This is a genomic window from Archangium lansingense, from assembly GCF_026626635.1.
In the GTDB taxonomy this organism is placed as follows: domain Bacteria; phylum Myxococcota; class Myxococcia; order Myxococcales; family Myxococcaceae; genus Archangium; species Archangium lansingense.
Window position 1 is genome coordinate 10936341 of the sequence record NZ_JAPNKA010000001.1, and the last position, 23333, is coordinate 10959673.

Annotated in this window: 19 protein-coding genes; 5 read left to right on the plus strand and 14 right to left on the minus strand. The window is 69.3% G+C overall.

The annotated features are described in order from the left end of the window. The first annotated feature begins 27 nt into the window (after nucleotides 1-27). Together OV287_RS43655 and OV287_RS43660 are read left to right on the plus strand one after the other, a co-directional pair. Nucleotides 28-1506 (plus strand): pentapeptide repeat-containing protein, encoded by a 1479-nt coding sequence (locus tag OV287_RS43655; protein WP_267539972.1) that lies wholly within the window; start codon nucleotides 28-30, stop codon nucleotides 1504-1506. A gap of 167 nt (nucleotides 1507-1673) precedes the next feature. Further along, entirely contained in the window at nucleotides 1674-2612 is a 939-nt protein-coding gene (locus OV287_RS43660) for a DUF4382 domain-containing protein (protein WP_267539973.1), read from the plus strand. A 152-nt stretch (nucleotides 2613-2764) separates the two neighbouring features. Here OV287_RS43660 and OV287_RS43665 read toward each other — a convergent pair whose 3' ends face one another. Genes OV287_RS43665 through OV287_RS43695 form a run of 7 tightly spaced genes read right to left on the minus strand, consistent with a single transcriptional unit; the run spans nucleotide 2765 to nucleotide 12876 of the window. Beyond that, nucleotides 2765-3742, minus strand: coding sequence for an MBL fold metallo-hydrolase (locus OV287_RS43665; RefSeq protein ID WP_267539974.1), 978 nt, complete (start codon nucleotides 3740-3742; stop codon nucleotides 2765-2767). A 50-nt stretch (nucleotides 3743-3792) separates the two neighbouring features. After that, on the minus strand, nucleotides 3793-4752 hold the full coding sequence (locus tag OV287_RS43670) for a DMT family transporter (RefSeq protein WP_267539975.1): 960 nt from the start codon (nucleotides 4750-4752) through the stop codon (nucleotides 3793-3795). A gap of 39 nt (nucleotides 4753-4791) precedes the next feature. Beyond that, on the minus strand, nucleotides 4792-5694 hold the full coding sequence (locus OV287_RS43675; protein WP_267539976.1) for an N-acetyltransferase: 903 nt from the start codon (nucleotides 5692-5694) through the stop codon (nucleotides 4792-4794). Further along, nucleotides 5691-6464, minus strand: a complete 774-nt coding sequence (locus OV287_RS43680) for a potassium transporter TrkH (RefSeq protein WP_267539977.1) — start codon at nucleotides 6462-6464, stop codon at nucleotides 5691-5693. The genes OV287_RS43675 and OV287_RS43680 overlap by 4 nt, the downstream gene beginning before the upstream one ends. Next, nucleotides 6464-6619, minus strand: coding sequence for a hypothetical protein (locus OV287_RS43685; protein ID WP_267539978.1), 156 nt, complete (start codon nucleotides 6617-6619; stop codon nucleotides 6464-6466). The genes OV287_RS43680 and OV287_RS43685 overlap by 1 nt, the downstream gene beginning before the upstream one ends. A gap of 9 nt (nucleotides 6620-6628) precedes the next feature. Continuing rightward, the gene (locus OV287_RS43690) at nucleotides 6629-12526 is read right to left on the minus strand and encodes an Ig-like domain repeat protein (RefSeq protein ID WP_267539979.1); all 5898 of its coding nucleotides are present in this window, start codon (nucleotides 12524-12526) and stop codon (nucleotides 6629-6631) included. 38 nt (nucleotides 12527-12564) lie between these two features. Further along, nucleotides 12565-12876 carry a PqqD family protein gene (locus tag OV287_RS43695; RefSeq protein WP_267539980.1) on the minus strand — a complete coding sequence of 104 codons (312 nt, stop codon included), beginning with the start codon at nucleotides 12874-12876 and terminating at the stop codon, nucleotides 12565-12567. Between the two features lie 167 nt (nucleotides 12877-13043). On the opposite strand from OV287_RS43695, the gene OV287_RS43700 reads away from it, so the two are divergent. Further along, nucleotides 13044-13604, plus strand: coding sequence for a cytochrome c oxidase assembly factor Coa1 family protein (locus tag OV287_RS43700; RefSeq protein WP_267539981.1), 561 nt, complete (start codon nucleotides 13044-13046; stop codon nucleotides 13602-13604). A 207-nt stretch (nucleotides 13605-13811) separates the two neighbouring features. Here the strand turns inward: OV287_RS43700 and OV287_RS43705 are convergent, their stop codons facing one another. From OV287_RS43705 to OV287_RS43715, 3 genes are all read right to left on the minus strand, one after another. Next, complete coding sequence (locus OV287_RS43705) at nucleotides 13812-14780, minus strand: electron transfer flavoprotein subunit alpha/FixB family protein (protein WP_267539982.1); 969 nt, start codon at nucleotides 14778-14780, stop codon at nucleotides 13812-13814. 42 nt (nucleotides 14781-14822) lie between these two features. After that, nucleotides 14823-15620 (minus strand): electron transfer flavoprotein subunit beta/FixA family protein, encoded by a 798-nt coding sequence (locus OV287_RS43710; RefSeq protein ID WP_267539983.1) that lies wholly within the window; start codon nucleotides 15618-15620, stop codon nucleotides 14823-14825. A 150-nt stretch (nucleotides 15621-15770) separates the two neighbouring features. Further along, complete coding sequence (locus OV287_RS43715; RefSeq protein WP_267539984.1) at nucleotides 15771-16907, minus strand: acyl-CoA dehydrogenase family protein; 1137 nt, start codon at nucleotides 16905-16907, stop codon at nucleotides 15771-15773. Between the two features lie 162 nt (nucleotides 16908-17069). Between OV287_RS43715 and OV287_RS43720 the strand changes: the two genes are divergently transcribed. Further along, nucleotides 17070-19328: an Ig-like domain-containing protein gene (locus OV287_RS43720; RefSeq protein WP_267539985.1), complete on the plus strand. Its 2259-nt coding sequence runs from the start codon at nucleotides 17070-17072 to the stop codon at nucleotides 19326-19328. 97 nt (nucleotides 19329-19425) lie between these two features. On the opposite strand, the gene fsa is transcribed toward OV287_RS43720, so the two are convergent. Then, complete coding sequence (gene fsa / locus OV287_RS43725; RefSeq protein ID WP_267539986.1) at nucleotides 19426-20082, minus strand: fructose-6-phosphate aldolase; 657 nt, start codon at nucleotides 20080-20082, stop codon at nucleotides 19426-19428. Between the two features lie 164 nt (nucleotides 20083-20246). Between fsa and OV287_RS43730 the strand changes: the two genes are divergently transcribed. After that, nucleotides 20247-21341 carry a KpsF/GutQ family sugar-phosphate isomerase gene (locus tag OV287_RS43730; protein WP_267539987.1) on the plus strand — a complete coding sequence of 365 codons (1095 nt, stop codon included), beginning with the start codon at nucleotides 20247-20249 and terminating at the stop codon, nucleotides 21339-21341. Between the two features lie 56 nt (nucleotides 21342-21397). On the opposite strand, the gene OV287_RS43735 is transcribed toward OV287_RS43730, so the two are convergent. The 3 genes from OV287_RS43735 to OV287_RS43745 form a co-directional block, all read right to left on the minus strand. Then, nucleotides 21398-22108 (minus strand): hypothetical protein, encoded by a 711-nt coding sequence (locus OV287_RS43735; protein ID WP_267539988.1) that lies wholly within the window; start codon nucleotides 22106-22108, stop codon nucleotides 21398-21400. Then, nucleotides 22098-22688, minus strand: coding sequence for an RNA polymerase sigma factor (locus OV287_RS43740; protein WP_267539989.1), 591 nt, complete (start codon nucleotides 22686-22688; stop codon nucleotides 22098-22100). Before OV287_RS43740 ends, OV287_RS43735 begins: the two co-directional genes overlap by 11 nt. 94 nt (nucleotides 22689-22782) lie before the next feature. Then, on the minus strand, nucleotides 22783-23244 hold the full coding sequence (locus OV287_RS43745) for a hypothetical protein (protein ID WP_267539990.1): 462 nt from the start codon (nucleotides 23242-23244) through the stop codon (nucleotides 22783-22785). Between the last annotated feature and the right edge of the window lie 89 nt (nucleotides 23245-23333).

Here is a 23333-nt window from a genome sequence, read left to right on the forward strand (position 1 = left end):
CCACACCACACCGATAAATTCGGGTCCATGCCGAAAGCCCCCACGATTGAACAGCTCCTGCAGAACGGAAGCGCCGAGTGGAACCGCCTGCGCAAGACTGGCAAGGTCCCCACCGAGCACACGGGCGCTACCTTCACGCAGCTCTTCTCCGCCAATGCGGACCTATCCGGACTGGGACTGGTGGGCAGCGAGTGGGAGCGCTGCGACCTGTCCAAGGTAAACTTCCGTGATACGGACCTTTCCAACGCCTACTTCCACGGCGGCCGCCTTCAGGACTGTGACTTCCGAGGTGCCAACCTAGAGGGCGTCACCTTCGAGAAGCTCAAGCTCCTCCGCTGTGACTTCACCGGCGCCAAGGGCCTGGACGAGGCCGACTTCGACGACGTGGACATGGACCGCGTCACCGGCCTGGACGGAGAGGAGGCCCCGCCGCCCCCGCCGCCCCCGGTGCAGGGCATCACCGCCTTCACCCGCGAGCAGCGTGAGAAGGTGATGGGCCCCGCCTCCCTGCTGTCCCCCTCCACCGAGCTGCCGCAGGCCCCGGAGAGCGAGCTGCCGCCCTTCAAGCCCCAGGACAACCCGGGCCAGCTCTTCTTCCGTGCCCTCAAGCGCCTGGGTACCCCGCCCCTCTGGGTGCTGGACGTGCCCGGCCTGCGTCCGCTGCTGCCCACGCGCCTGCCCCCGGGCAGCTCCCTGGAGACGCTCTACCGCGAGGCGGTGAAGACGCGCCTGGAGAACAAGAAGCCCGCGGCGGACCCCGGGGCCGTGGAGCGCTCTCAGCGCTCGCTGCGCATGGGCTCCAAGGACTCCAACCTCGCCGCCATGTACCTGCGCGAAGTGGGCGTGGTGCCCTCCTTCCGCTTCTCCGCGGCCAAGGTGCTCAAGGACGCCCTGCGCGAGGAGCTCGCGGTGGATGACCTCACCGGCTCGGTGGACCCGCGCACCACTGGCGCGCTCCTGGAGCTGCGGCTGCCCCAGGAAGTGGTGGAGCACACTCATGAGGTGCGCCGCCGACTGGCCGCCACCCAGCTCTACACCGCGCTGCTGGAGGCCGGCTTCAACCCGGACAACAACTGGGAGGAGGCCCTGGAGTCGGCCGAGCCCGCCATCGAGCTGGCGAACCTGGCCACCAGCGAGGACCGGCAGGCCCTGCTCGAGGGCTTCCAGGTGTTCTCCGCCCTGCCCGAAGAGGCCCGGCTGCGGCGCCTGGCCTACCTGGCCGAAGCCCTCGGCCACCTGGAGCTCATCGGCCGACTGCCCGAAGGCATGGAGCCGGCCTGGCTCTCCGGCCCCGAGACGCGCGAGTGCCATGATCGGGAGATGACGTACGTGCAGTCGCTGCGCGCCGACGACATCCCCCGGAAGGTGCCCGCCCTGGCCAAGGCCGAGCTGGGTGTGCCCGAGGGCGAGGTGCCCGAAGAGAGCGACGACGATCTCTTCGTCCACCTGCGCTGTGATGTGTGCGGCAAGGAGAAGCTCATCGTCCAATCGCCCGCCGAGGAGTGACGGGCGCCCGCAGCCAGGGGGAGTGAACGATCCGGGACACTTCCCCTGTCCCATCCGGTACACCCGCCGGGCCCCTGGCCACGTAAGTGGCTGAATTTCGGGGCCCTGGCGCGCGGCACGAGGGGTGCTTTGGGGAGGACACGTCCTTCAACCCGGAGCACTCCTCCATGAAACGCATCCAGCTTCTCACGCTCGCCCTGTTCGCGCTCGCCTACGGCCTGGTCACCTCCGGCTGCGGCAACCAGGGCAGCGTCACCATCAAGCTCACCGACGCCCCGGGCGACTTCAAGGCCGCCGTCGTCACCATCTCCGAGGTCTATCTCCAGGGTGAGGGCGGCCGCGTGGTCCTCAGCGACGAGGCCACCACCACCAACCTGCTGACGCTGGCCAACGACACGAAGGACATCGTCAAGGACGCCGTCGTCCCCGAGGGCAAGTACTCCGAGCTGCGCTTCGTCATCTCCGGCGCGTACATCGAGGTCGAGCAGGAGGACGGCAGCAGCCGCTTCTACGCCACCTCCAACGACTACGCGGGCCTGCCCGAGGGCGCCACCGTCTCCGGCATCCTGCAGACGCCGAGCTTCAGCTCCTCCGGCGTGAAGGTGAAGTTCGACGGCGACGTGGAGGTTGCCGGCGAGCAGAAGGTCATCCTGGTGGACTTCGACGTGTCCCAGAGCTTCGGCAAGGACCGCGGCCAGGGTGACAAGTGGGTGATGAAGCCGGTCATCAAGGGCGCGGAGATCATCTTCAGCGGCAGCGTGAACGTGACGCTGGCCAAGGGCGAGGGCGTGACGCTGCCCACCGTGGACGGCACCGCGCTGACGCTGGGCTCCTTCCGCGCCACGCTCAAGAGCACCGAGCCCGTGGCCGATGGCGCCGCCGAGCCCGCCGCCGAGGAGCTCGCCCTGACGGACGCCAACGGCGACGGCGTGTTCGAGGCCAGCTTCAAGTTCCTCGTCCCCGGCAACTACGAGGTGAGCTTCGTGGGCCCCGAGGGCGTGAGCTTCACCACCAACCCGGGCGTGCCGGCCCCCGTCACCATCGGCTCGGGCACGGACCAGACGCAGGCCTTCACGCTCACCTCTGCCTCCATCACGGTGCGCTAACAGATTTTCAGAAGATGGAGGAAACCCAGTTGCAATTGTAGTATAACGGATTCCTCCTAGCAGTACCCCCTCAGTAGTACCCCCCTCAGAAGTCCCGGACGGGGATACGGCACGGCACCGTATCCCCGTTCGGTCTTTTCTAGGGTCCCCGCTCAGAGGAGCGCGAGCTGCTTCGGTTGACCGAGCGCACGCGCGTCCAGGCCCTGCCCGCGCAGCACCTCGGCCAGCTCCTCGGCGAAACCGTGCAGGGTGATGACGTCCCGAGCACCGGTGGCCTTGGCGTAACGCACCAGCGAGGGGCAATCGGCATGGTCCGAGAGCGGAAAGGCCACGTCCGCACCGTAGCGCCGAGCGGCCCCCGCCCCATCCAGCGCCCAGCCGGTAAGCACGGCAGTGGCACGGGGCCAGAGGGGCGCGAGCGCGCCGCCCCGCGTCAGGTGCGGCGGGAAGAAGAGCACCTCCCCCGGCTCGACGCGGCCCTCGTAGCGCCGCAGCGGCTCGATGGGGACGCCGAGCTCACCGTAGAGCTTCGTCACCTCATAGATGGAGGCATGGGCCACCAGGGAGAAGCCGCGGCCCGCCAGGTACTTCATCGCCTCCTGCGCCTTGCCCAGCGCATAGGCCAGCAGCACCGGCACCGCGCCGCGCTCCAGGTGGCGCCGCACCCAGGACTCCACCTGTCCCAGCACCTCCTCGCGGGGCGGGAAGACGTAGCGCGGATGTCCGAAAGTGGACTCCATCACGAGCACGTCGCACTCAGCCACCTGGGCGGGCTCGGCGGTGAGCGAGGGCGCGAGGCTGAGGTCCCCCGTGTAGACGATGCGCTTGCCGTCCTCGCGGGTGACACGAAGCTGGGCACTGCCGAGGACATGGCCCGCGGGCAGCAGCTCCAGGGTGAGCGAGCCCAGCGCGAAGGGACGGCCATAGGGCACGGACAGGGGCGCGTTGATGGTGCCCAACCGGTGCGCCATGAGCCGCAGCGTGGCGGCGGTGGCGATGGTGCGCTCGTGCCGGGCGATGTGGTCCGAGTGCGCGTGGCTGACGAAGGACAGCGGGGACTTGCGTTTGGCGTCCAGCGACAGGGGCGTCCCCGTCAGGTGCAGTCCGTTTCTTCGCAGCTCGACGCTCATGGGAGCCGCTGGGTATAGCGTGTCCCAACGGCCATGCACGCGTTCTCGCCCTACCCGCCCGCCTGGACGTCCGGCAGGGGATGGGACGGGCGTGCACGCATCCGCTCCCAGAGATGGCCCCCGAGCTCGGCCACCAGCACGCCCAGGACGATGAGGCCACCGCCCACCCACTCGCGCATGCCGAGCGTCTCATAGCCGAGCGCCACCGAGTACGCCCCCGCGAAGACGGGCTCCATGGAGCAGATGAGCGCCACGCGCACCGCGGTGGTACGCGTCTGCGCCCACGTCTGAATGCAGATGGCCATCGCGCTGGCGAAGAGGCCGCAGAAGGCCGCCGCACCAATGAAGGACGGCGTCCACTCCACCCGCGCCCCAGCAAAGGGCAGGCAGAGCAGGGACAGCAGGGCCACCACCCAGAGCTGCACCGCCACGAGCGCCACCACGCCCGACTTTTGCGCGTATCGCTCGGTGAGGAGGATGTGGAAGGCGTAGGCCAGCGCACACGCCAGCGTCAGCCAGTCGCCCGTGGAGAGCCCCTGCCCCATCAGGTCCGCGCCGGTGAGGTAGCGCATGCCCACCGCCGCCAGCACCACGCCCACCCAGGAGGAGACGCGCGGCGCCCGCCGGAAGAGGGCCAGCCCCAGCACCGGAACGAGCACCACGTACAGCCCGGTGATGAAGGCCGAGCGCGAGGGCGTGGTGGACACCAGCCCCACCGTCTGCAGGGCAAAGCCGAGGAAGAGGAAGCTCCCCAGCAACAGCCCCCGGCGCAGCGTCTGGGGGACGAGCAGCTCGCGCCGAGCGATGGCCGTGAGCACCAGCGCGCCAATGCTGAAGCGCAGCGCGAGGAAGGAGAACGGGTCTCCATGGCTGAGCGCGCCCTTCACCACCACGAAGGTGATGCCCCAGAAGGCGGTGATGAGGGCCAGGGCCCCATCTGCCTGGAGGCGCGCATGGCCCTCCGGGCGGGAGGGAAGCTCCGTCTGAGGGGAAATCGAAGTGCTGCTCACGGGAGGCTGCTCGCGGAAAAAAGTCCCCCTGCTTTTGGCCTACCCCTCGGACCGATGCAATGGGGGGGGTTCGTCCTTCAGGGGGAGTTCCCAGTAGCGTCCAGCCTCTCCGGATGCCACCTCGCGAAAGCCCTGCGCGCGCAGGAGCCGCGACAGCCGGCTGTCCACCAGGGAGGGAGGCGCTCGCAGCACCGCCCAGCCCCGGGTCCTCGCCTCTCGAGCCAGCCCGCCCAAGAGCGCCCCGCCCACGCCGAGCCGCCGAGCCACTGGCGCCACCACCAACCACCGCACCCGCTCGCTCCCCGCCTCCGCGGAGGTAAAGCCCCGAAGGCGGCCCCTCGCATCGAAGGCCCCCACGACCAGACCCGCGCCCCGAGCGAGCCCTGGCCCCAGCTCCGCCGCGGCCTGGGGCTGGTGATGTCCCGCGAAGACGAGCAGGGACTCCTCCTCACCGGGACGCAGCGGACGTACCGTCAGCGCGCCGAGCCATCGGGCCCGCCCGGGCCGTGTCCACGAGGACGTTCCCCACTCACGCGCCAGCCGCCGAGCCCCTCGCAGCACGGGACTCCGGAAGGCCGTGGTGCCCAGACGCTGCGCGGCACGGAGCAACGGACGGGCGAGCACGGGGAGCGGCACTTCCAGACCCCGCGTCCGCACGCGGACGACCCGGCCCAGCAGCTCGGCGGCAGGGTCCTCGAGCCCCAGGAACGAAGCAGTGCGCACCGGCGATGTCCCCGTCACGAGATGCGCGGTCAACCCACCATCTGCGCGGAGCAGCACGGCAAGGTCTCCCGGGGCCACCGCCTCCGCCGTGCACCGGAGCACCTGGACGGAATCCCCACTGCGGAGCAGCGGCCACATGCTGCGGCCCAGCCCTCGCACCCAGAGCGTCCTCCCTAGCGGCAACGCGCGCAGCACCTGCCCCACGACCACGGATGTCACGCCATCCCCATGACGAGCTCGCGCGCGAAGACACCCGCGTCCGGTGACTTGCGGCAGGTGAAGCGCGACAGGCCCACGCGTCCGAGCAGCGCCACCGCGCGCGCCGCCAGTTCCGGACGCGACACCATTCCCGGAGGTGGCCGGTAGGCCTGTTGCAGCAACAGGCGCACCGATTCCGGGGCCTCCACGGGGCTCACCAACTCGGCCGGGCCCTTCACCACCCAGACGAGGTGCGCCAGCCGCGCCGCCGCGCACGTGGGCACCAGGTCCGCGTCCGAGCGGAAGGGACTGCCATGCACCCGGCCCGAGGGCAGCAGCCCCACCGTCTCGTCCGAGAGCAGCGCGCCTCCCGCCGCCACCGCCGAGCGCGCCAGCGTGGACTTGCCCGCGCCGCTCGGGCCCACGATGACCAGGGCCCTCCCGGAGAACGCCACCGCCGCCGCGTGGAGCAGCAGCCCGCCCTGCCGCAGCACCGCCACCAGCAGCGCGGCCCGGAGCGCCGCCTCCGCCGCGAACGGGTCCTCGGGGATGTGGGCCACCACCCGCTCCGCCTCCACCTCGACGGAGCCCCACCCCGGCCGCTGGGCATCCAGGAGGAAACCCCGGCCGCTGGCCTCGGGAGACATGGGACGGGCACACAGGCGCAGTCGGGAGCCGCCCGACTGTCCGGAGGGTCGGAGGTGGGAGCCCACGCACCGCTGCTCGAGCAGGGGAACGAGCGCGTCCTCCACCTCGATGACGCCCTGCCCCGCCAGCACCTCCCACGCCATCAGAGCTCGCCGTCAGGGGGCGCGAAGTCGCAGTTGGGCTCGCACCCCTGTCCCGGATCCTTCGAGGCGAAGAGATTCGCCACGAGGATCTTCTCCGAGCGCACCATCGGAGGCCGATAGGGGCGCCTCTGTTTCCGGGTCTCCCGGGTCGTCATCGCCTCACCTCAATACCAGATCCGCACCCGGGAACCCGCCGGATCGACATTGTCTCCCGACACGATGTCAGGTCGCCCATCACCATTGAAGTCCCCCGTGGCCACACTCACCCCCAGCGACCTGGCGCCAGAGACCCGGGCCTGGTTGAAACCGCCGATCGCATTGTCGAACTCCGCCCCCGCCACGCCCTGGTTGTAGAAGAACCACACCATGTTGCCCGTGGTGGACGAATTTGTCCCGACCACGAGGTCCAACCGGCTGTCCCCGTTGATGTCGGCGCAGGCCACCCCATTGCCGAAGTTGCTGCCGCCCGCCTGGATGGTGAGCGTGGCGGCCGGGGGGTAGCCCGAGGTGCTCCCGTCCGCATAGAGCAGCAGGCGGTCCAACACCGGGTAGCTGAGCACCAGGTCGGGCCCCGGGCCCCCGAGCAGGTTCACCCCGGCGCACCCTTCCGTACCGAAGCCGTCGAAGCGGGTCGTCGTGCCCGTCCCCTTCGTCTGCGTGAGGGTCTGGAGGGCCGCGCTGGTCGGAATGGGGGCGGTTGCATCGATCACCGCCTTGCCCGAGTACAGGTAGACTTGGTTCCACGTATCGCGGGAAGCGGGCAGCAGGAGCTCCCCGTAGCCGTCGCCCGTGAGGTCACCCAGGGAGAAGACGGCGCGCGCGCGACCGAAGGCGTTGATGCCTCCCGACGAGGGAGCGGACGCATCACCCACGAAGATCCGATCCGCCTTCGCCGTGGGGATGTGGCACGCCACGCTGCCCACGGTGCAGGCCGCCCCCGAGGTGTTGTCGACTCGCAGGGCCTCCCACTGCGCACGGGAGCGGCCGTAGAAGAGATACACCCGGCCCGCGCCGCCGTTCTCGTAGGAGGAGCTGAGCACCACCTCTCCGAGGCCATCATTGTTGAGGTCCCCGACGATGCGCGCCGTGACGCCCAGGCGCCCGACGGGAGTGGCGCTCGCCGCACCACGGAACTCGATAGGTGTGGGGTCCACCCCCTTGGCCCCGGTGCGGCCGAAGTAGAGGAAGGCCCGGCCGAGGTTGCTGCTCCAGCCCGACGCGCCGACGACCAGATCCGCCTTACCCTCCCCCGCCACGTCCCCGGCGTTGCCGATGCCGAAGTCGATGCCGAAATACTGCACGGAGGTATCGGGCGGAAGCAGCGTACTGGCGGCGGTGACCGCTCCACCTCCCGCGGGGAAGAGGTCCGTCCCCGAGTACACATACACCACGCCGCGGTTGGAGCCGTCGCTGTAGTTGGCGACCACCAGGTCATCGCCGGGCTGACCATCCAGGTCGCCCGCGCCCACGAGGAAACCGAAGTTGCTCCCGCCGCCCGGATTCGTCACGTCCCGGGTGCGCAGGAAGTTGTCCAGCGAGACGGGGGGGGCGATGCGGCTGTAGTTGCCCACCTCGTCGACCGCGCGAACCTGGATGGAGTAGGTGGTCAGCGGCGGCAGCGGCGAGAGCGTGACGGACGTCGCGGAGGGCTGCAGCGGTGCACCGGGAGCCTGCTTCACCTTGTTGGAGAAGAAGATGGTGTCCGTGGTGATGCCACCGGACTGGACGATGGGCGTCGTCCACCGCACGTCGTACCCACTGACGGTACCGCTCGTCCCATCGTCCCCTACTCCGCTCCAGTTGAGCGCCACCGAGGCGGTGCGCTCGGCACCGGGCACCAGGTTGGCCGCCGCCACCGGGGCCGCCGGCGGCCGCACGTCCACGGTGACACTGGCGGTCCGGCGCGCCTCGTTGCCCGCCGCATCCCGCGCGATGAGCTCCAGGGTGCCCGTGGTGTCGTGGGGCAGAGTGATGGGCAGCACGAGTGATTTGTCGTCCGCGTCCACCGCCGCTTCGGGCACCAGGTCCACCCCCTTGTAGAGCACGCGGACCGCGCCGCTGCGGGCACCGGTGATCCGCAGGGAGAGCTCCGCCTCGGCGTTCCCATCCGGGGAGAGGTCGGCGAGGTAGTTGGCGGGCCTGGGCGTACGGAACAGGGCCTCGTTCGAATCGGCCACGAAGAAGAGCGTCGTCGCGGCCGGCACCACCTCCGAGAGGACGGGCGGCGTGATGTCGACGGTGATGCTGGCGGAGACGGAGGTGGTGTGGCCCATCCCGTCGTCCATCTCGAGGCGCAGAGAGGTCGTCGCCGCATCTGGCAGCGTGACATCGAAGCCGAAGGCACCATTGGACCCATCTGCCGTGGTGAGGGCCTCCGGCGTCGTCGCCGTGCCGCGGAACAGGCGGACCTGCCGTCCCTTGCAGGCGCCCGTCACCCCCTCGAGGCGGTACTGCAGACCCGCCGTCGCCGGCTGCAGGTCATCCTTCTGGCCCAGGGTAACCGCGGTCCCCGAGGGCTTCGTGAAGCGCAGGTCGCAGCCCAGCGTGGAGACCTCGACATCCGCCACGGTGACGGTGGTGGTGTTGCCCGCCATGTCGCTCACCACGAAGCGGATGTCCTGGACGCCGAACAACAGGTTCGTGTTCACGGCGGCCACTCCGCTGGCGTTCACCACAGGCGAGCCGATCAGCGACGGCGAGCTCCCGTCCTTCGGGTCGCTGTAGATGCGGACCGTCTGGCCCTGGGCACCGGTGACGTTGGCGCGCAGCGACACGATGGACGAGCTCAGCTTCGCGCCGGCCGTGGGAGTCGGAGCCACCGGCTGCAACCCGGGCGGGTCGAAGTCCACCGTCACGGTGCGCGAGGCGGACGTCGGGTTGCCCGCCTGGTCCGTGGCCCGGACGTTGAACGTGTAGGCCGTGGTGCCGGACGCCGGGACCGTGAACAGCTCCGAGACCTTCAGCGACACGGGCGTGCTCGTCCGGGTCTCGTTGAGCGACGTGACGCTCACCTCCACGCCGTTGGCACCAACATCCGCGCTCGTCACGGCGGAGAGGAGGAGCTGGTAGCCCGCCGCGGGGTCCGCGTCATCCGCGGGGCCGAGCACGGCCTTGCCGGGCGAAACGATGTCGACGGTCGGAGCACGGCGATCCACCCGGAACTGCGTGAAGGACGCGGAGTTGAGCGGGTCCAGGGGCGTGGGGTTGGCGATCTTGTTGGCGTTGCCCACCTTGTCGGTGACGGTCGCCACCAGCGAGTAGAGCGCCTCCAGGGAAGCGGGCAGGCCGGTGAGGGAAACGCGCGCGGTGCCACCGGACACGGGCGCCTGCCCGAAGAGCGTCACGCCTCCGGCATCCCGCACCTGCACCACGCGCCCGTCCTCCACGTCGGCGACGGAGACGACGAAGACCGGGGCGCCCGTGGGCAGCTCAGCCAGGTTGAGCACTCCGTCCCCATTGGCATCCCGCTCGAGACTCAGGAGGGTGACGCGCGGGCGGAGGGAATCCACCACCAGGGAGACCGCCGGGGTCTCCGTGAAGCTCGTGTCATGGAGGACCGCCTTGAGGGCGTATTCCCCATCCGGGTAGGTGAACTGGGGCACGAAGGCGGGCACGTCCGAGGCGAGCGTGTAGAAGCCGGAGCCATCCCGGCACGGAGTGGACGCCGGAGCCAGGGACACGCTGGTGCAGATGTCCACGCGCGTACCGGCCGCGGAGCCGTTCAGCTGGTACTGGAGGGGAGCCTGGATGCCGGGTATCTCGGGATTGCGATCCGAAATCAGGCTCAGGGTGGACGCCAACTGGGTGGGCGAGATGAGCGTCAGGGTGCGCGTCGCGGTGTCCACGGTGAGCAGCTCCGTGGCGCAGGCCGCCACGCCGGTGGAGCTGACGAGTGTGGCCCGCAGCGCGTTGGCCCCCTCATTGAGCTCCACCCCGGGGAAGACCAGTTCCTGAGCGGAGCCCGACTCGATGACCGGCAAGGTGGCCACCTCGGCCGGCCCCAGGAAGAGCTTGAGCTGGCCGGAGCTTCCCGCGGACACGGAGACGCGCACCTCCACCACCAGCCCTCCGCCAGAGCGGACCGTCCCGTCCGCGAGGCCCAGCGCCCGGCCCGCGGCCGGAGCGACGATGGACAGGTGTGCGCCCGTGAGCCCGAGCGTCAGCGGCTTCTCCCGCGTGGTGCTGTTGCCGGCCGCATCCGTCGCCTTGACGGACAGGGTGCACGTGCCCGCCGCGGGCACCGTTACCTCGCGCAGCACGGCGAGCCCGGAGGCATCGGCCACCACGCGGTGGTTGTTGCCCGAATCGCAGCCCGTGAGCGCCACCGCGGCGAAGGGCTCGGTACGGGTGGAGACGATGACCTGCGTGCCCGGCAGCGCGGAGGTGTCGCGCGTCTGGGTCCCCAACACGCCACTCTCCCCGTCCTCGCTGGAGACGGACACCAGCAGGGACGGGTTCACGGTGTCGCGCACCAAGGTGATCGCCTGGCTCGTCCCGAGCCCACCGCACGAGGCGACGAGCTGGTGGGCTCCCTGCAGCGCATCCGAGCGGAAGGAGACCGACATTTCGGCACTGCCGCCCGACACGTTGCCCGAGGCGCTCGTCTCCCGCCCGTTCGCATCCCGCAGGCGGACCGAGACGGAGCCCGAGCTCGTCTCCACCCGGACGGGCAGGACCAGACCGGACAGCGCCACGCCCGGCAGGGGCGAGACGATGCGGCAGGCCGCGCGCCCGGTGCTCACGTTCACCGTCGCGCTCTTGCACGAGGCGGGCAGCGCGGGATTGCGCACGCAGGCCTGCACGGCGTTGCTGCCCTCGGCGAGCGAGACGCGAAGAGTCGCGATACGACCGCCCCCGCCCGCCGCCGAGGTGGGCACGCGCACCGGTGTTCCGGGCGTGCTGGAGACGGCCGTGGAGAACTCGATGACCGTCGCCGGGTCGGTCGCGCTCGTCGTCGCGGTGACATCCACCTGGATGCCGTTGGTGGGATCTCCGTCCGCATCCACCGAGACCGTGGCTGGCGCGGAGAGCTCGAGGGCATGGGGCGTAGGCGCCACCATCACCTCCAGCGGCCACTCCACCGGATTGCCACCGGAGTCCGTCACCCGCAGCGTGTAGGGGTAGAGGCCCCCACCTGGCACCGTCACCTCCGGGAAGGAGACGACACCACCGGATACGTTCGCCGACAGCGGCGTCTCCCCCTCTCGCGACAGGGTGGCCACCGTGCCGTCCTCGCAGCAACCCACCACCGCCTCCACCTTGAAGGTCGAGGAGGACACGGGCGCCACGGGCTCGGACAGCTCCACGCGCGGCGCCACCGAGTCCAGGGTGAAGCTGCGCTTGACGCTCGCCACGTCCTGGGTGACGTAGCGCACCACCGCGTAGCACTCGGCCACCTGCGCCTCGCACGCGGCCTCGGTGAGCGTCACCGACACCTCCGTGATACCTCCCGGAGCCACCGTGAAGTCCTGCGTGGGAATCCCACAGGCATTGCCGCAATACAGCGTGCCCGCCCGGCCCGCCAGCCCACTGGTGCGCAGTTTGAAGCGAACCTGGTAGCCCGGCGTCGACGGGTCCACGTCGTCCGACTCGCGCAGCACCTGCCCCTCGGCAGGACTGGAGATGTCCACGCTCCACGTCTCCGAGCCCACCGTCACGCTCATGCTACGCGTGGCCGTGCGCTTGGAGCCCGCCTCCTCCACCGTCACCCGAAGCACGTTGGTGCGCCCCGGCAACGTCACCGCGGGGAAGCGCACCCGGCCCCCTTCGATGACCGCGACCGGGCCCTCACGCCACGCCGACTCACCCGCGAGCTGCACCTCCAGCTTCGCCTGCGCCAACGTCACCGCGCGGCCGGACGAGTCCACCGCCACCGCCACCACGTCGTACTGGAAGCCCTCGGCCGCCGGGTCCGCGTCGTCATCCTGTGCCAACCGCTCGCCGTCCAACGGCTGCTCGAAGGCCACCGTCAGCTCGGACTCCACCGGCGGCGTGCCGCAGGTACACCCCGCTACCCACAGCGCACACACCGCCAGAATCCACTGCCATCCCGCTCGACGCATGAGCACCTCTCGCCGTGCTGGTCTCGGCCCGCCCGGGCTCACGGCCCGAGCACCAGCACCTTTTTTTCTACCAGGAGCCTCACGAAGAAGACCGTGTCCTCGCGGCATTGCGCCGGCTCCACTTCGAACTCCTCGCACAGTACGGCCACGATGTCGCCCACCGTCCGACACCCGTCGACCAACTCGAGGATACGCTCGGCCACCTCGGACACCTCACCGCCCTCGTCCTCGAACGTGTGCAGGGTGTCATCGGGGCCCACCGCCAGCATCCGGTCCCCGACACGTTGAAGCCCCGCCTCCGGGTGCAGGCGCGGCACCGCATCCATCACGTCACCCCTGCGCGCGTTCACTAGGCCCCCTTATCCCACCGGCCCTCGACAAAGTGGGTGGAATGCTACCCGGTCACCGCCCCCCGAGCCAGGAACGACGCCTGCTCGCTGGCCCTGTTGTCGACCACTCGGGAACCGCTATGACGCGGGTGCGCCGCCCGAGGGTGGCGGGAGGAGACAGGAAATCCATGAACACGAGCGCAGAGGGCCAACTGGTCCCCCAGCAGGGCTGGTGGAACCGCAACTGGAAGTGGGCGCTGCCCTCGGGCTGCCTGGCGCTGCTGTTGACCTGCGGGTGCCTGGGCCCCCTCATCTTCGGCGCCACCATCTGGCAGTCCCTGCAGGGCTCGGGCGTCCTCGTCGACGCGGTGACCCAGGCGAAGCAGTCCGTCGACGTGCGCGAGGTGCTCGGCGAGCCCATCGAGTCGGGCTCGGTGCCCCAGCAGTTCTCCATCAATTCCAGCGATGAGAAGGGCTCGGCCAGCTTCGCCGTCCCGCTGAAGGGACCCAAGGCCAGTGGCACCCTGTACGGGGAGGCCTACAAGAGCGGAGAGGAGTGGACGTTCACCACATTGAAGGTGGAGGTGCCGGATCATCCGGTCATCAACCTGCTCGGACCCGCGGCCGAGCCGGCGCCCGATACCGTCCCCTTCAACCCCGACTCGCTGCCAGAGGTGGAGCCCTTGCCCGAGAACGAGGAGCCCGCTCAAGAGCCACCCGAGAAGGGCAAGAAGGACATTGAGCTCTGATGTACCCTCTCCCTCTGGGAGAGGGTCAGGGTGAGGGTATGCCCTCTTGGGGTGCCGTGAGGCGAACCGTGCGGAGCGGAGACACACGGGGACCAAAACCCTCACCCCCCGCCCTCTCCCAAAGGGAGAGGGAGCATGCGCAACGCAAAAGGGGCGGTGGCGAGGAGTTCCCCCGCGCCCGCCCCTCCTGGAACTCCACCCGACGGACTAGCCCTTGGCCTTGTGGAGGGCCTCGCGCAGCGCGGGCAGCACCTTGAAGAGGTCGTCCACCAGCCCGTAGTCGGCCACCTGGAAGATGGGCGCCTCGGCGTCCTTGTTGATGGCGACGATCGTCTTGGAGCTCTTCATGCCCGCCAGGTGCTGGATGGCTCCGCTGATGCCCGCGGCGATGTACAGCTGCGGCGCCACGACCTTGCCCGTCTGACCCACCTGCAAGTCATTGGGCACCCAGCCGGCGTCGCACACCGCGCGCGAGGCGCCCACCGCGGCGCCCAGCTCGTCGGCCAGCGCTTCAATCTCCTTGAAGTCGCCCTTGGTGCCGCGGCCACCGGAGACCACCACGCGCGCCTCGGTCAGCTCGGGACGCGCGCTCTTGACCTCCTTGAAGTCCACGAACTTCGTCTTGCCCGTCTCCACCTTGGGCGAGAACGCCTTCACCTCGGCGGCACCCTGGCCTCCCGCGGCGGCGGGGAACTCGGTGGCGCGCAGGGTGAACACCTTCACCGGCGTGGTGAGCTTCACCTCGGCGAAGACGTTGCCCGCCCACATGGGCCGGCTGAACGTCACGTCCGCGCCAGAGCCGTTGAAGCCCATGACGTCCGTGGCCATGGCGGACTGCAGGCGCGCGGCCACGCGGGGCAGCAAGTCCTTGCCCTGCGCGGTGGACGCCATGCCCACGTAGTTGGCGCCAATGGACTTCGCCAGCTCGGCGATGGCCGGGGCGTACGTCTCGGCCAGGTAGTGCTCGAACTCGGGCGCCGCGGCGGTGTGCACCGCCTTGACTCCCAGGCCCGCCAGCTCATTGGACACCTTGGAGGGATCCTTGGAGAGCAGCACCAGGTGCAGCTCCGCGCCCGCCTTGTCGGCGAGCTGCTTGCCCGCGCCCACGGCATTGAGGGTCGCCTTGCGCAGGTTCCCGTCCGGCTGCTGCTCCGCAACGATGAGAACGATCGGCATGTTCAGCTCCAGATTCTCGAAGAAGAGGGGGAACGGCCCCGGTCAGACGACCTTGGCCTCGTTGCGCAGCTTGTCCACCAGCGTCGCCACATCCGGCACCTTGATGCCGGCCTTGCGCGGGGGCGGCGAGGCCATCTTCAGCACCTGCACCTTCGGGGTGACGTCCACGCCCAGCTTGGCCGGCGTCAGCTCCTCGATGGGCTTGCTCTTGGCCTTCATGATGCCCGGCAGGCTCGCGTAGCGCGGCAGGTTCAGGCGCAGGTCCGTGGTGACCACCGCAGGCAGCGCACACTCCAGCGTGGCCAACCCGTTGTCCACCTCGCGCACCACGCGCACGCTCTTGTTGTCCGCGCCCACCGTCAGCGCCGGCACCTTGTTCTTCTCCTGCTCGCTCTCCAGCGACTCCACCTTCGAGGCGAACGTGGCCTGACCCCAGCCCAGGTACTCGGCCAGATACTGGCCCACCTGGTTCTGGTCATCGTCGATGGCCTGCTTGCCCAGGAGGACCAGGTCCGGCTTCTCCTTCTCCGTGACCTTCTGCAGCAGCCCCGCCACGCCCATCTGATCCAACGGGCCCGTGTGGTTCACCCACACCGCACGCGTGGCACCCATGGCCAGCGCGTGCCGCAGCTGCTCCTGCACTTCCTTGCCGCCGATGGAGACCACCACCACCTCGCCGCCATGTTTGGCCACGAGGCGCAGGCCTTCTTCGACCCCGATTTCATCGAAGGGGTTGATCTTGTACTTCAACCCCTCCTGCACGATGCCCGAGCCGTCCGGCTTCACCTTGATCTTGGACTCGGGGTCTTCCACGCGCTTGGCGGTGACGAGGATCTTCACGTCCTTCTCCTTAGAAGAGCGGGTACTCCCAGAAATGGCGCAAACAACGCGCTGCCATGACGCAACGCGCTGCGTCGCGGGGCGTTGATTTACGCATCAACACCCCGCGTCGGCAACGGAGAAGCGTCGGCAGCAGACAGTTTTTCTTGCCTACTTGAATAGCTCGCGCGCGATCACGAGGCGCTGCACCTGGCTGGTACCCTCGTAGATTTGGATGAGTTTGGCGTCGCGCATGAGCTTCTCCACCGGGTACTCCTTGATGTAGCCGTAGCCGCCGTAGACCTGGACGGCGTCGGTGGTGACCTTCATGGCCATGTCCGCCGCGAAGCACTTGGCGTAGGAGGACTGGAGGGAGGCGCGCTGGCCCTGGTCCAGCAGCCACGCGCTCTGGTGGCAGAGCAGACGCGCGGCCTGGATGTTCATGGCCATGTCGGCGAGCATGAACTGGATGCCCTGGTGCTCGCGGATGGCCTTGCCGAACGTCTTGCGCTGGGCGGAGTAGTCCAGCGAGTGCTCGAGCGCGGCGCGGGCGATGCCCACCGAGAGGATGGCGGTGATGGGACGGCTGTTGTCCAGCGTCTCCATGGCGATGCGCCAGCCCTCGCCCTCCTCGCCGATGCGGTTGGCCACCGGAACGCGCACGTCCTCGAAGGTGAGCGCCACGGTGTCGCTGGCGCGCTGGCCCATCTTGTTCTCGTGCTTGCCCACGGTGAGGCCCTTGGGACGGCCCTCCACCACGAAGCACGTAATCCCCTTGTGCTTCTTGGCCTTATCCACCGTGGCGAACACCGTGTACTGGTCCGCGTGGCCGCCGTTGGTGATGAAGCACTTGGAGCCGTTGAGCACGTAGTGGTCACCATCGCGCACCGCGGTGGTGCTCATGTTGGCCACGTCCGAGCCCGCCTCCGGCTCGGTGAGACAGAAGGAGGCCAGCTTGAACTTCTCGGTGAAGGGCCGGAGCAGCCGCTGCTTCTGCTCCTCGCTGCCGCCCACGATGATGGGCAGGTTGGCCAGGTCATTGGCCGTGATGGAGGTGGCCATGCCCGCACAGCCCCAGGCCAGCTCCTCGTACGCCAGGAGCTGATCCAGGTGCGTCAGGCCCAGGCCGCCGTAGGCCTCGGGGGTGGCCATGTTCAGCAGGCCGTTCTCCCACGCGGAGACAATGATTTCCCGGGGAAACTGAGAGGTCTCGTCATGGTGGGCCGCCTTGGGGCGAATCACCTCGCGGGAGAACTTGCGCGCCATCTCCTGCAGGGCGCGTTGAGAGTCGGAGAGCTGGAAGTCCATGGAGTTTCCTCGCGGGCTCGGGTGGGGCCGGGCACACTGTGGGAGAAGGGCATCCTCCCACGAGTACGGCATCACACATGTGTTGTTTGACGAATACCCCGAGCGCCAGAATACTGCCAGCCGTCAAGTATTGGGCCGGAACTGCCGAGGGGAATCGTCTACATGCACCGTTTGTTGAAGCTCACCAGCGCCCTGCTGCTGGTGTTGGGAATCACCGCCTGCCCGCAGCCTCCTCCGCAGGAGGGCGAGCCCTTCGTCTCGATCACCGCGACACCGCCCAGCATCGACGACAAGGGCCAGACCAGCACCCTGCGCGTCAGCGCCGAGGATGGCAAGGGAGCCGCCGGGACGGGCTCCGTCGTGCTGACGGCCGCGGCGGGCCTCTTCGAGAATGACCAGAAGACCGTCACGCTGACGCTGGCGGATGGCATGGCCACCACCGTCTTCAAGTGCCCGAAGGCGCAGGATGCCAGCTGCAAGGGCCCGGTCTCCATCCAGGCGGAGTGGGACCAGGTCACCGCCAAGGTGAACGTCCAGGTGGCGACCTCCGGCGGCGGCGGCGACGGCGGCACGGACGGTGGCACGAACAACCCCACGGACGGTGGCTCGGACGGCGGAAGCACGACCTTCAGGTTCGACATCCAGAGTGACAAGCCCGCGCTCGTGGCCGGCACCGGCGATCGCGTGGTGATCACCGCGACGGTGACGCGCACCGCGGGAAACACCCCGGTGGCGGATGGGACCCCCATCACCTTCACCACGGACAAGGGCTCCTTCGCCCCGGAGGCGGGTACCCGGACCACGACCGTCAACGCGGCGGGAGGCAAGAGCAGCGCGTCGCTGTACGTGGCCAATGACACGGCCGGCACCGCGCGCGTCACCCTCAGCGTGCTGGGTGAGAGCCACGAACTGTCCTACCCCTTCCTGGGCGTGTCCTCCATGTTCCACGTGGTGACCACCGCCACCAAGGCGCAGCTCGGCCTGGAGTCCTCCGGACGTGAAACCACCACGCCCATCACCTTCAAGCTGATCAACGCTGGCGGGCAGGCCGTGCCGGACATCGACGTGAGCTTCGAGGTGTCGGGCGCCGCCGGTGCGAGTGTCACCCCAAGTGCCACGACGGATTCCCAGGGACAGGCGACCACCACGCTGCGCGCGGGCAACTCGGTGGGCGTGGCCATCGTCAAGGCCACCGTCACCGCCACGCGCGGCTCCGTGCGGCCCGTCGATGCCTCCCACCCGGGCACCCCCATCGTCGGCGGCAAGCCGTCCGACGTGGGGTTCACCGTGGACTGCGACAAGAAGAACCTGGGCGCGCTCCACGGCCTTCCCGCTCCTCGGGAAGTCACCAGCACCTGCAAGGCCAAGCTGGTGGATCGCTTCGGCACGCCCGTGGGCTTGAAGACGCCGGTGCAGTGGTACCCCGAGGCGGGCTCCATCAATAGCCCTGTCGACTCCAAGGCCCAGACGGGTAGCTCGCCCGCGGCCGACACCGGCGAGGCCAGCACCATCTTCACCACCAAGGGCATCTTCCCGCCCTACGAAGTCCCTCCCATGGCGGGGGAGAAGTCCATCGGGGATCGAAACCCCCGCGACATGGTGGTGACGGTCATCGCCGTGGTCGCGGGCGAGGAGTACTTCGCCGACGGCTCCGGCCCCGACAAGACGCTCAACGGCCGGTGGGATCCGGGCGAGTGGTTCGTGGACCTGGGTGAGCCCCTGGTGGACCGCAACGACAACGGCGTCTGGGACTCGGGCGAGTTCTTCATCGACACCGAGCGCATCGACTGCACCGACCCGAGCAAGCCCGCGAGCCGCAATGGCAAGTGGGACGGACCCAACGGCTGCTGGGACGGCAACACGCAGATCTGGCGCCCCATCCACCTCGTCTACAGCGGGACCCTGGATCCGAACAACTTCGAGCTGCTCACCCCTGCGGACACGAGCGGCATGTACAATGTGCCGCTGAATGGGACCGCGAATGTGCACTTCCGTTGGGGCGATGCCCACTCCAACCAGATGTCGCCGGACACTGCGGGATTCACTGCCCAGAGGTCGGGCAGCCGCGGCCAGGTCGAGGTCTTGAACACCGCGTCCACCTTCGGTTACGGCGGGTTCAACGTCGACTACAACACGCGCGTGGCCACGACCCAGTCGGACGGCACTCTGACGATCGGAGGGCTCTGTGACACGGGTGCACCGACCCCGCCGGGCTCCGAGACCTCTCCGGTCGCCACCCGTTGCGTGCGCACGGTGGACTTCAACTTCACTGGCGTTGGAAACGGAAACGTCGGCACCATCCGCATGACGGGAGCCACTGGCACTACGAGTGCTCCGGCCACCAGCAGCATCGAGCTCAGGGCCAACCACGGCTTCTCACCCAGCGTCATCATGAAGGTCTTCGACGCGGTGTACCAGTAACGAACCACCCGCGCTGAAACGAGAAGGCCACCGCGCCAGGACGGGCGGTGGCCTCTCTCTTTGCGGGCAACGGCCTTCGCGGGCAGGTGCCAGAATGCTACGGCTTGGCGGCCTTGGGCACCTTCTCCCAGTCGGCCAGGAACTTCTTGATGCCAATGTCGGTCAGCGGATGGTTGGCGAGCTGGGTGATGACGCTGTAGGGCAGCGTGGCCACGTCGGCGCCCATGCGAGCGGCCTGCAGCACGTGCACCGGGTTGCGGACACTGGCCACCAGCACCTGCGTGGTGAAGTCGTAGTTCTGGTAGATCTCGATGATGTGGGCGATGAGCTCCATACCGTCCTGGGAGATGTCATCCAGGCGGCCCACGAACGGCGAGATGTAGGTGGCGCCAGCCTTGGCGGCCAGCAGGGCCTGGTTGGCGGAGAAGCACAGCGTCACGTTGGTGCGGATGCCCTCGGAGGTGAGCGCCTTGACGGCCTTCATGCCCTCCACGCCCATGGGAACCTTCACCACGACGTTGTCGTGAATCTTGGCCAGCCCGCGGCCCTCCTTGATGAGCTCGGGAGCCTCCAGGGAGACGCACTCGGCGCTCACGGGGCCATCCACGATGGAGCAGATCTCCCGGATGGTCTCCTCCAGGCCGCGGCCCACCTTGGCCAGCAGCGACGGGTTGGTGGTGACACCATCCAGCACGCCCATCTCGTGGGCCTTGCGGATCTCCGCGACGTCGGCGGTATCGATGAAGAACTTCATCTCGTCCCCTCTCCAGGTTCAGGTCGGGCGGAAAGCCCGTCATTGAAAACCCGCGGTCGCAGGGGTGCGCTCCCGTCCGCCCGCCAGGCGAGGAGGCGCGTAGCCGATGCCCCCCGGTGCGTCAAGCTGGCAGGCCCGCCGGGGCTGGAGGTACAAGGGCGCCCATGGCCCGAGCCTCTCGAAGCACCGCCCGGAAGCCCCGTCTGAGGGCCCTTCCCGGACACGCCACGTCCACCCCCGAGCCGGGCCCCCGGCCCTCGCCTGCCCCCTCCCCCACCTCCTCCCCAGACGAGCGCGAGGCCACGCTCGACTACGCGCGCAGCGTGCTCGAGGCGGAGGCCCAGGCCATCCTGGGGCTGACGGGGCGACTGGGAGACTCCTTCCTGCGGGCGCTCGAGCTGGTACGCGACTCGGTGCAGACGGTGGTGACGGGCGTGGGCAAGGCAGGGCTCATTGGCCAGAAGCTGTCGGCCACGCTGGCCTCCACCGGCATCCGCTCCGTCTTCCTGCATCCCACCGAGGCCGTACACGGAGACCTGGGCCGAGTGGGCCGAGGCGACGTCATCCTCGCCCTGTCCAACAGCGGCGCCACCGAGGAGCTGGTGCGGCTGCTGCCCTCCTTCAAGCGGCTGGGCGCCCCCGTCATCGCGATTACCGGCGACGCGGAGAGCCCGCTGGCGCGCGGAGCGGACGTGGTGTTGGACATCGGACGCATCGAAGAGGCCTGCCCCATGGGCATGGTGCCCACCGCCTCCACCGCGGCGCTGCATGCCATCGGCGACGCGCTGGCGATGGCGGTGCTGCGCGCCCGGCCCTTCGGCTCGGCCGAGTACGCCCTGCTCCACCCCGGCGGGAAGATTGGCCGCTCCGTCATGCGCGTCTTCGAGCTGATGCGCTCCGGTCCCTCCAACCCCGTGGTGCGTGACACCGCGAAGCTCTCCGAGGCAGTGGTGGTGATGACCAACACCCCGGGCCGGCCTGGCGCCACCAACGTGGTGGACCGGCAGGGACGGCTCGTGGGCATCTTCACGGACGGAGACCTGCGCCGGCTCGTCGAGCAGGGGCGGACGAACTTCGACGTGCCCATCCGCGAAGTGATGGGCAAGCGGCCCCGCTGTGTGGGGCCCGAGGTGCTGGTGCTCGCGGCCACCAAGCTGATGCGCGAGTTCCGCGTGGACCAGCTCCCCGTGGTCGACGCCGAGGGCAAGGCCGTGGGCCTGCTCGATGTGCAGGACCTGCTCGCCGCGCGCTACTTCTGAGCGGCATCTCGGGCACGGCAAGGACCCCGGACTGGTAATCCACGGACCTGGGCTGGCTACTCGGAGGGAGACGGAGGCGCCGGCACCTGCTTGCGCACCCTGACGCGCATCCGCTGTTTCTGCGAATCCTCCTCGACGTGCACGTCGATCTGCGCCTCCTCGCCCTCCTGGCGCCGCAGCTCCTCGATGACACGCTGCCGCACCACCTCACGCTCCTCGGGCGAGGCTCCGGCGCGGAACAGCCGGTAGCGCACCAGCCCGAGCAGGTTGTCGCGCACGCGCCCCTCGAGGTTCGTCACCTCCATCGGAAGGCCCGCGAGCTCGGGCACGGCGCGCAGCCGCTCCATCCCGTCGCTGCCCTGGGTGAGCCGATCGCCCCAGACGTCCACCACCAGGGTGGCCGCCCCATCCGGAGTGCGGCGCATCATCACCCCGACATCCACCAGCCGGCTGGACTCGGACACGAAGGCCCGAGCCACCCTGTCACCCAGCCCGGGAGGCACCTCGCGGCCCGCCGGTAGCACCAACTGGATGCGCTTGCCCACCTCCAGCTTGTATTCGGCGGAGACCTGGGTGGCGCTCACCAGGCCCAGCAACAGTCCAGCGGCCGTCGCGTACCTCCACATAGGAGACCTGACACGCCGGGCATGACGCTCCACCCGCGTGTCATATGCGGCGAGCAGCTCCTGCTCGATCCGCTCCCGGTGCTCCGGGTTTGCCGGCGGCTCACGGCCGCGAAGTGCTCGGGAAAGCTCTTCATCCGTCATTGGCCAGCTCTCCTCTCGCCGGGCCGGCATCCCACCGTGCCCGCAGCTCGCGCACCGCTCTCGAGGTGCGCTGTCGGACCGACGCCTCGCTCAGCCCCATGACCTGGGCCACTTCCGCGAAGCGCAAACCGTCCCCGAAGCGCAGCATCAACAACTCGCGCGTCTCGGCCGGCAGCCTCGCCAGCTCCGACCGCACCCGCGCCGCGTCCTCCTCCCCCATCAGGCGCTCCAGCGGCCCCGTCCCCGAGTCAGGCACAACCGCGGCGGCCTCCTCGGGCACCATCCCCGCCCGGCTGCGCGCATGGTCCACCAACGCATTGCGCGCCATGGACAGGGTGTACGACAGCACGCTGCCCCGCCCTGGCTCGATGCGGTCGAGTGACTCGAGCAGCCGGAAGAACACCTGGCCGATGAGGTCCTCGGCATCCGCTGCGCTCGGGACGCGCCGGTGGACGTAGCGCGAGACGGGGCCATACAGCGCCCGGTACAGGTCCCGGAACGCCTCACGGTCCCCGCGCTGGCTCCGGACGACCAGTCGGGACCACCATGCATCGCGTAGAGGCCAGGGAAGTCGGGGCATTGCCAGGGTCTCCCGGGCATTCAATACGAACTCGGCCGATTTTCGTGACAACAGAGGGCGCCAGGGCTCGAAAGGCCCTCTGGCGCCCCCGGACTCACGGCGCGGGCGCCTGCTCCTTCTTGATGATCTTCACCACCTTCTTGACCACCGTGCCCTTCTCACCGTGGAGCTCGCGCTCCAGCTTGCCCTCTCCATGGGGCTTCGGACGGTCCTTCGGGTCGAGCGTGGACACCTGGATGTCCGCCGAGGCCAGCACCGGGAATGCGTCCCGGAGCGCCTGAGGGATGTCGACCTGGGGCACGGTGCTGCCCCACAGCTCCATGGTGAGTTCCTGCGTGCCGGGCGACTTGCGGCGCATCATCCGGACCTGGCGCTCACCGCCGTCGACCATGAGCGGCTCGACCATCTTCTCTGGCTCAGGCAGCTCGCCGCTCGCCTCGGGGAGGCGGATGGCCACGCGCGTGCCCGACTCATGGGACGGCGGAGGGGACGCCTGCACAGTGAAAGAGAAGAAGCAGAGGGCGACGAGGATACGGCTCCACGGGTTTGCGCGCATGGTGCGCCTCCTTTGGCGTTGAGTGCCGACAGGAGTTACGGACTGCGCGCGAAAGTGTGACAGACGGCCTTCCACGGACCGGCGGCCGC

Excerpts from the sequence above, each read along its gene's own strand:
- OV287_RS43655 (WP_267539972.1), top strand. The coding sequence starts at position 28 with ATGCCGAAAGCCCCCACGATTGAACAGCTCCTGCAGAACGGAAGCGCC.
- OV287_RS43660 (WP_267539973.1), top strand. The coding sequence starts at position 1,674 with ATGAAACGCATCCAGCTTCTCACGCTCGCCCTGTTCGCGCTCGCCTAC.
- OV287_RS43665 (WP_267539974.1), bottom strand. The coding sequence starts at position 3,742 with ATGAGCGTCGAGCTGCGAAGAAACGGACTGCACCTGACGGGGACGCCC.
- OV287_RS43680 (WP_267539977.1), bottom strand. The coding sequence starts at position 6,464 with ATGGCGTGGGAGGTGCTGGCGGGGCAGGGCGTCATCGAGGTGGAGGAC.
- OV287_RS43685 (WP_267539978.1), bottom strand. The coding sequence starts at position 6,619 with ATGACGACCCGGGAGACCCGGAAACAGAGGCGCCCCTATCGGCCTCCG.
- OV287_RS43690 (WP_267539979.1), bottom strand. The coding sequence starts at position 12,526 with ATGCGTCGAGCGGGATGGCAGTGGATTCTGGCGGTGTGTGCGCTGTGG.
- OV287_RS43700 (WP_267539981.1), top strand. The coding sequence starts at position 13,044 with ATGAACACGAGCGCAGAGGGCCAACTGGTCCCCCAGCAGGGCTGGTGG.
- OV287_RS43705 (WP_267539982.1), bottom strand. The coding sequence starts at position 14,780 with ATGCCGATCGTTCTCATCGTTGCGGAGCAGCAGCCGGACGGGAACCTG.
- OV287_RS43715 (WP_267539984.1), bottom strand. The coding sequence starts at position 16,907 with ATGGACTTCCAGCTCTCCGACTCTCAACGCGCCCTGCAGGAGATGGCG.
- OV287_RS43720 (WP_267539985.1), top strand. The coding sequence starts at position 17,070 with ATGCACCGTTTGTTGAAGCTCACCAGCGCCCTGCTGCTGGTGTTGGGA.
- fsa (WP_267539986.1), bottom strand. The coding sequence starts at position 20,082 with ATGAAGTTCTTCATCGATACCGCCGACGTCGCGGAGATCCGCAAGGCC.
- OV287_RS43730 (WP_267539987.1), top strand. The coding sequence starts at position 20,247 with ATGGCCCGAGCCTCTCGAAGCACCGCCCGGAAGCCCCGTCTGAGGGCC.
- OV287_RS43735 (WP_267539988.1), bottom strand. The coding sequence starts at position 22,108 with ATGACGGATGAAGAGCTTTCCCGAGCACTTCGCGGCCGTGAGCCGCCG.
- OV287_RS43740 (WP_267539989.1), bottom strand. The coding sequence starts at position 22,688 with ATGCCCCGACTTCCCTGGCCTCTACGCGATGCATGGTGGTCCCGACTG.
- OV287_RS43745 (WP_267539990.1), bottom strand. The coding sequence starts at position 23,244 with ATGCGCGCAAACCCGTGGAGCCGTATCCTCGTCGCCCTCTGCTTCTTC.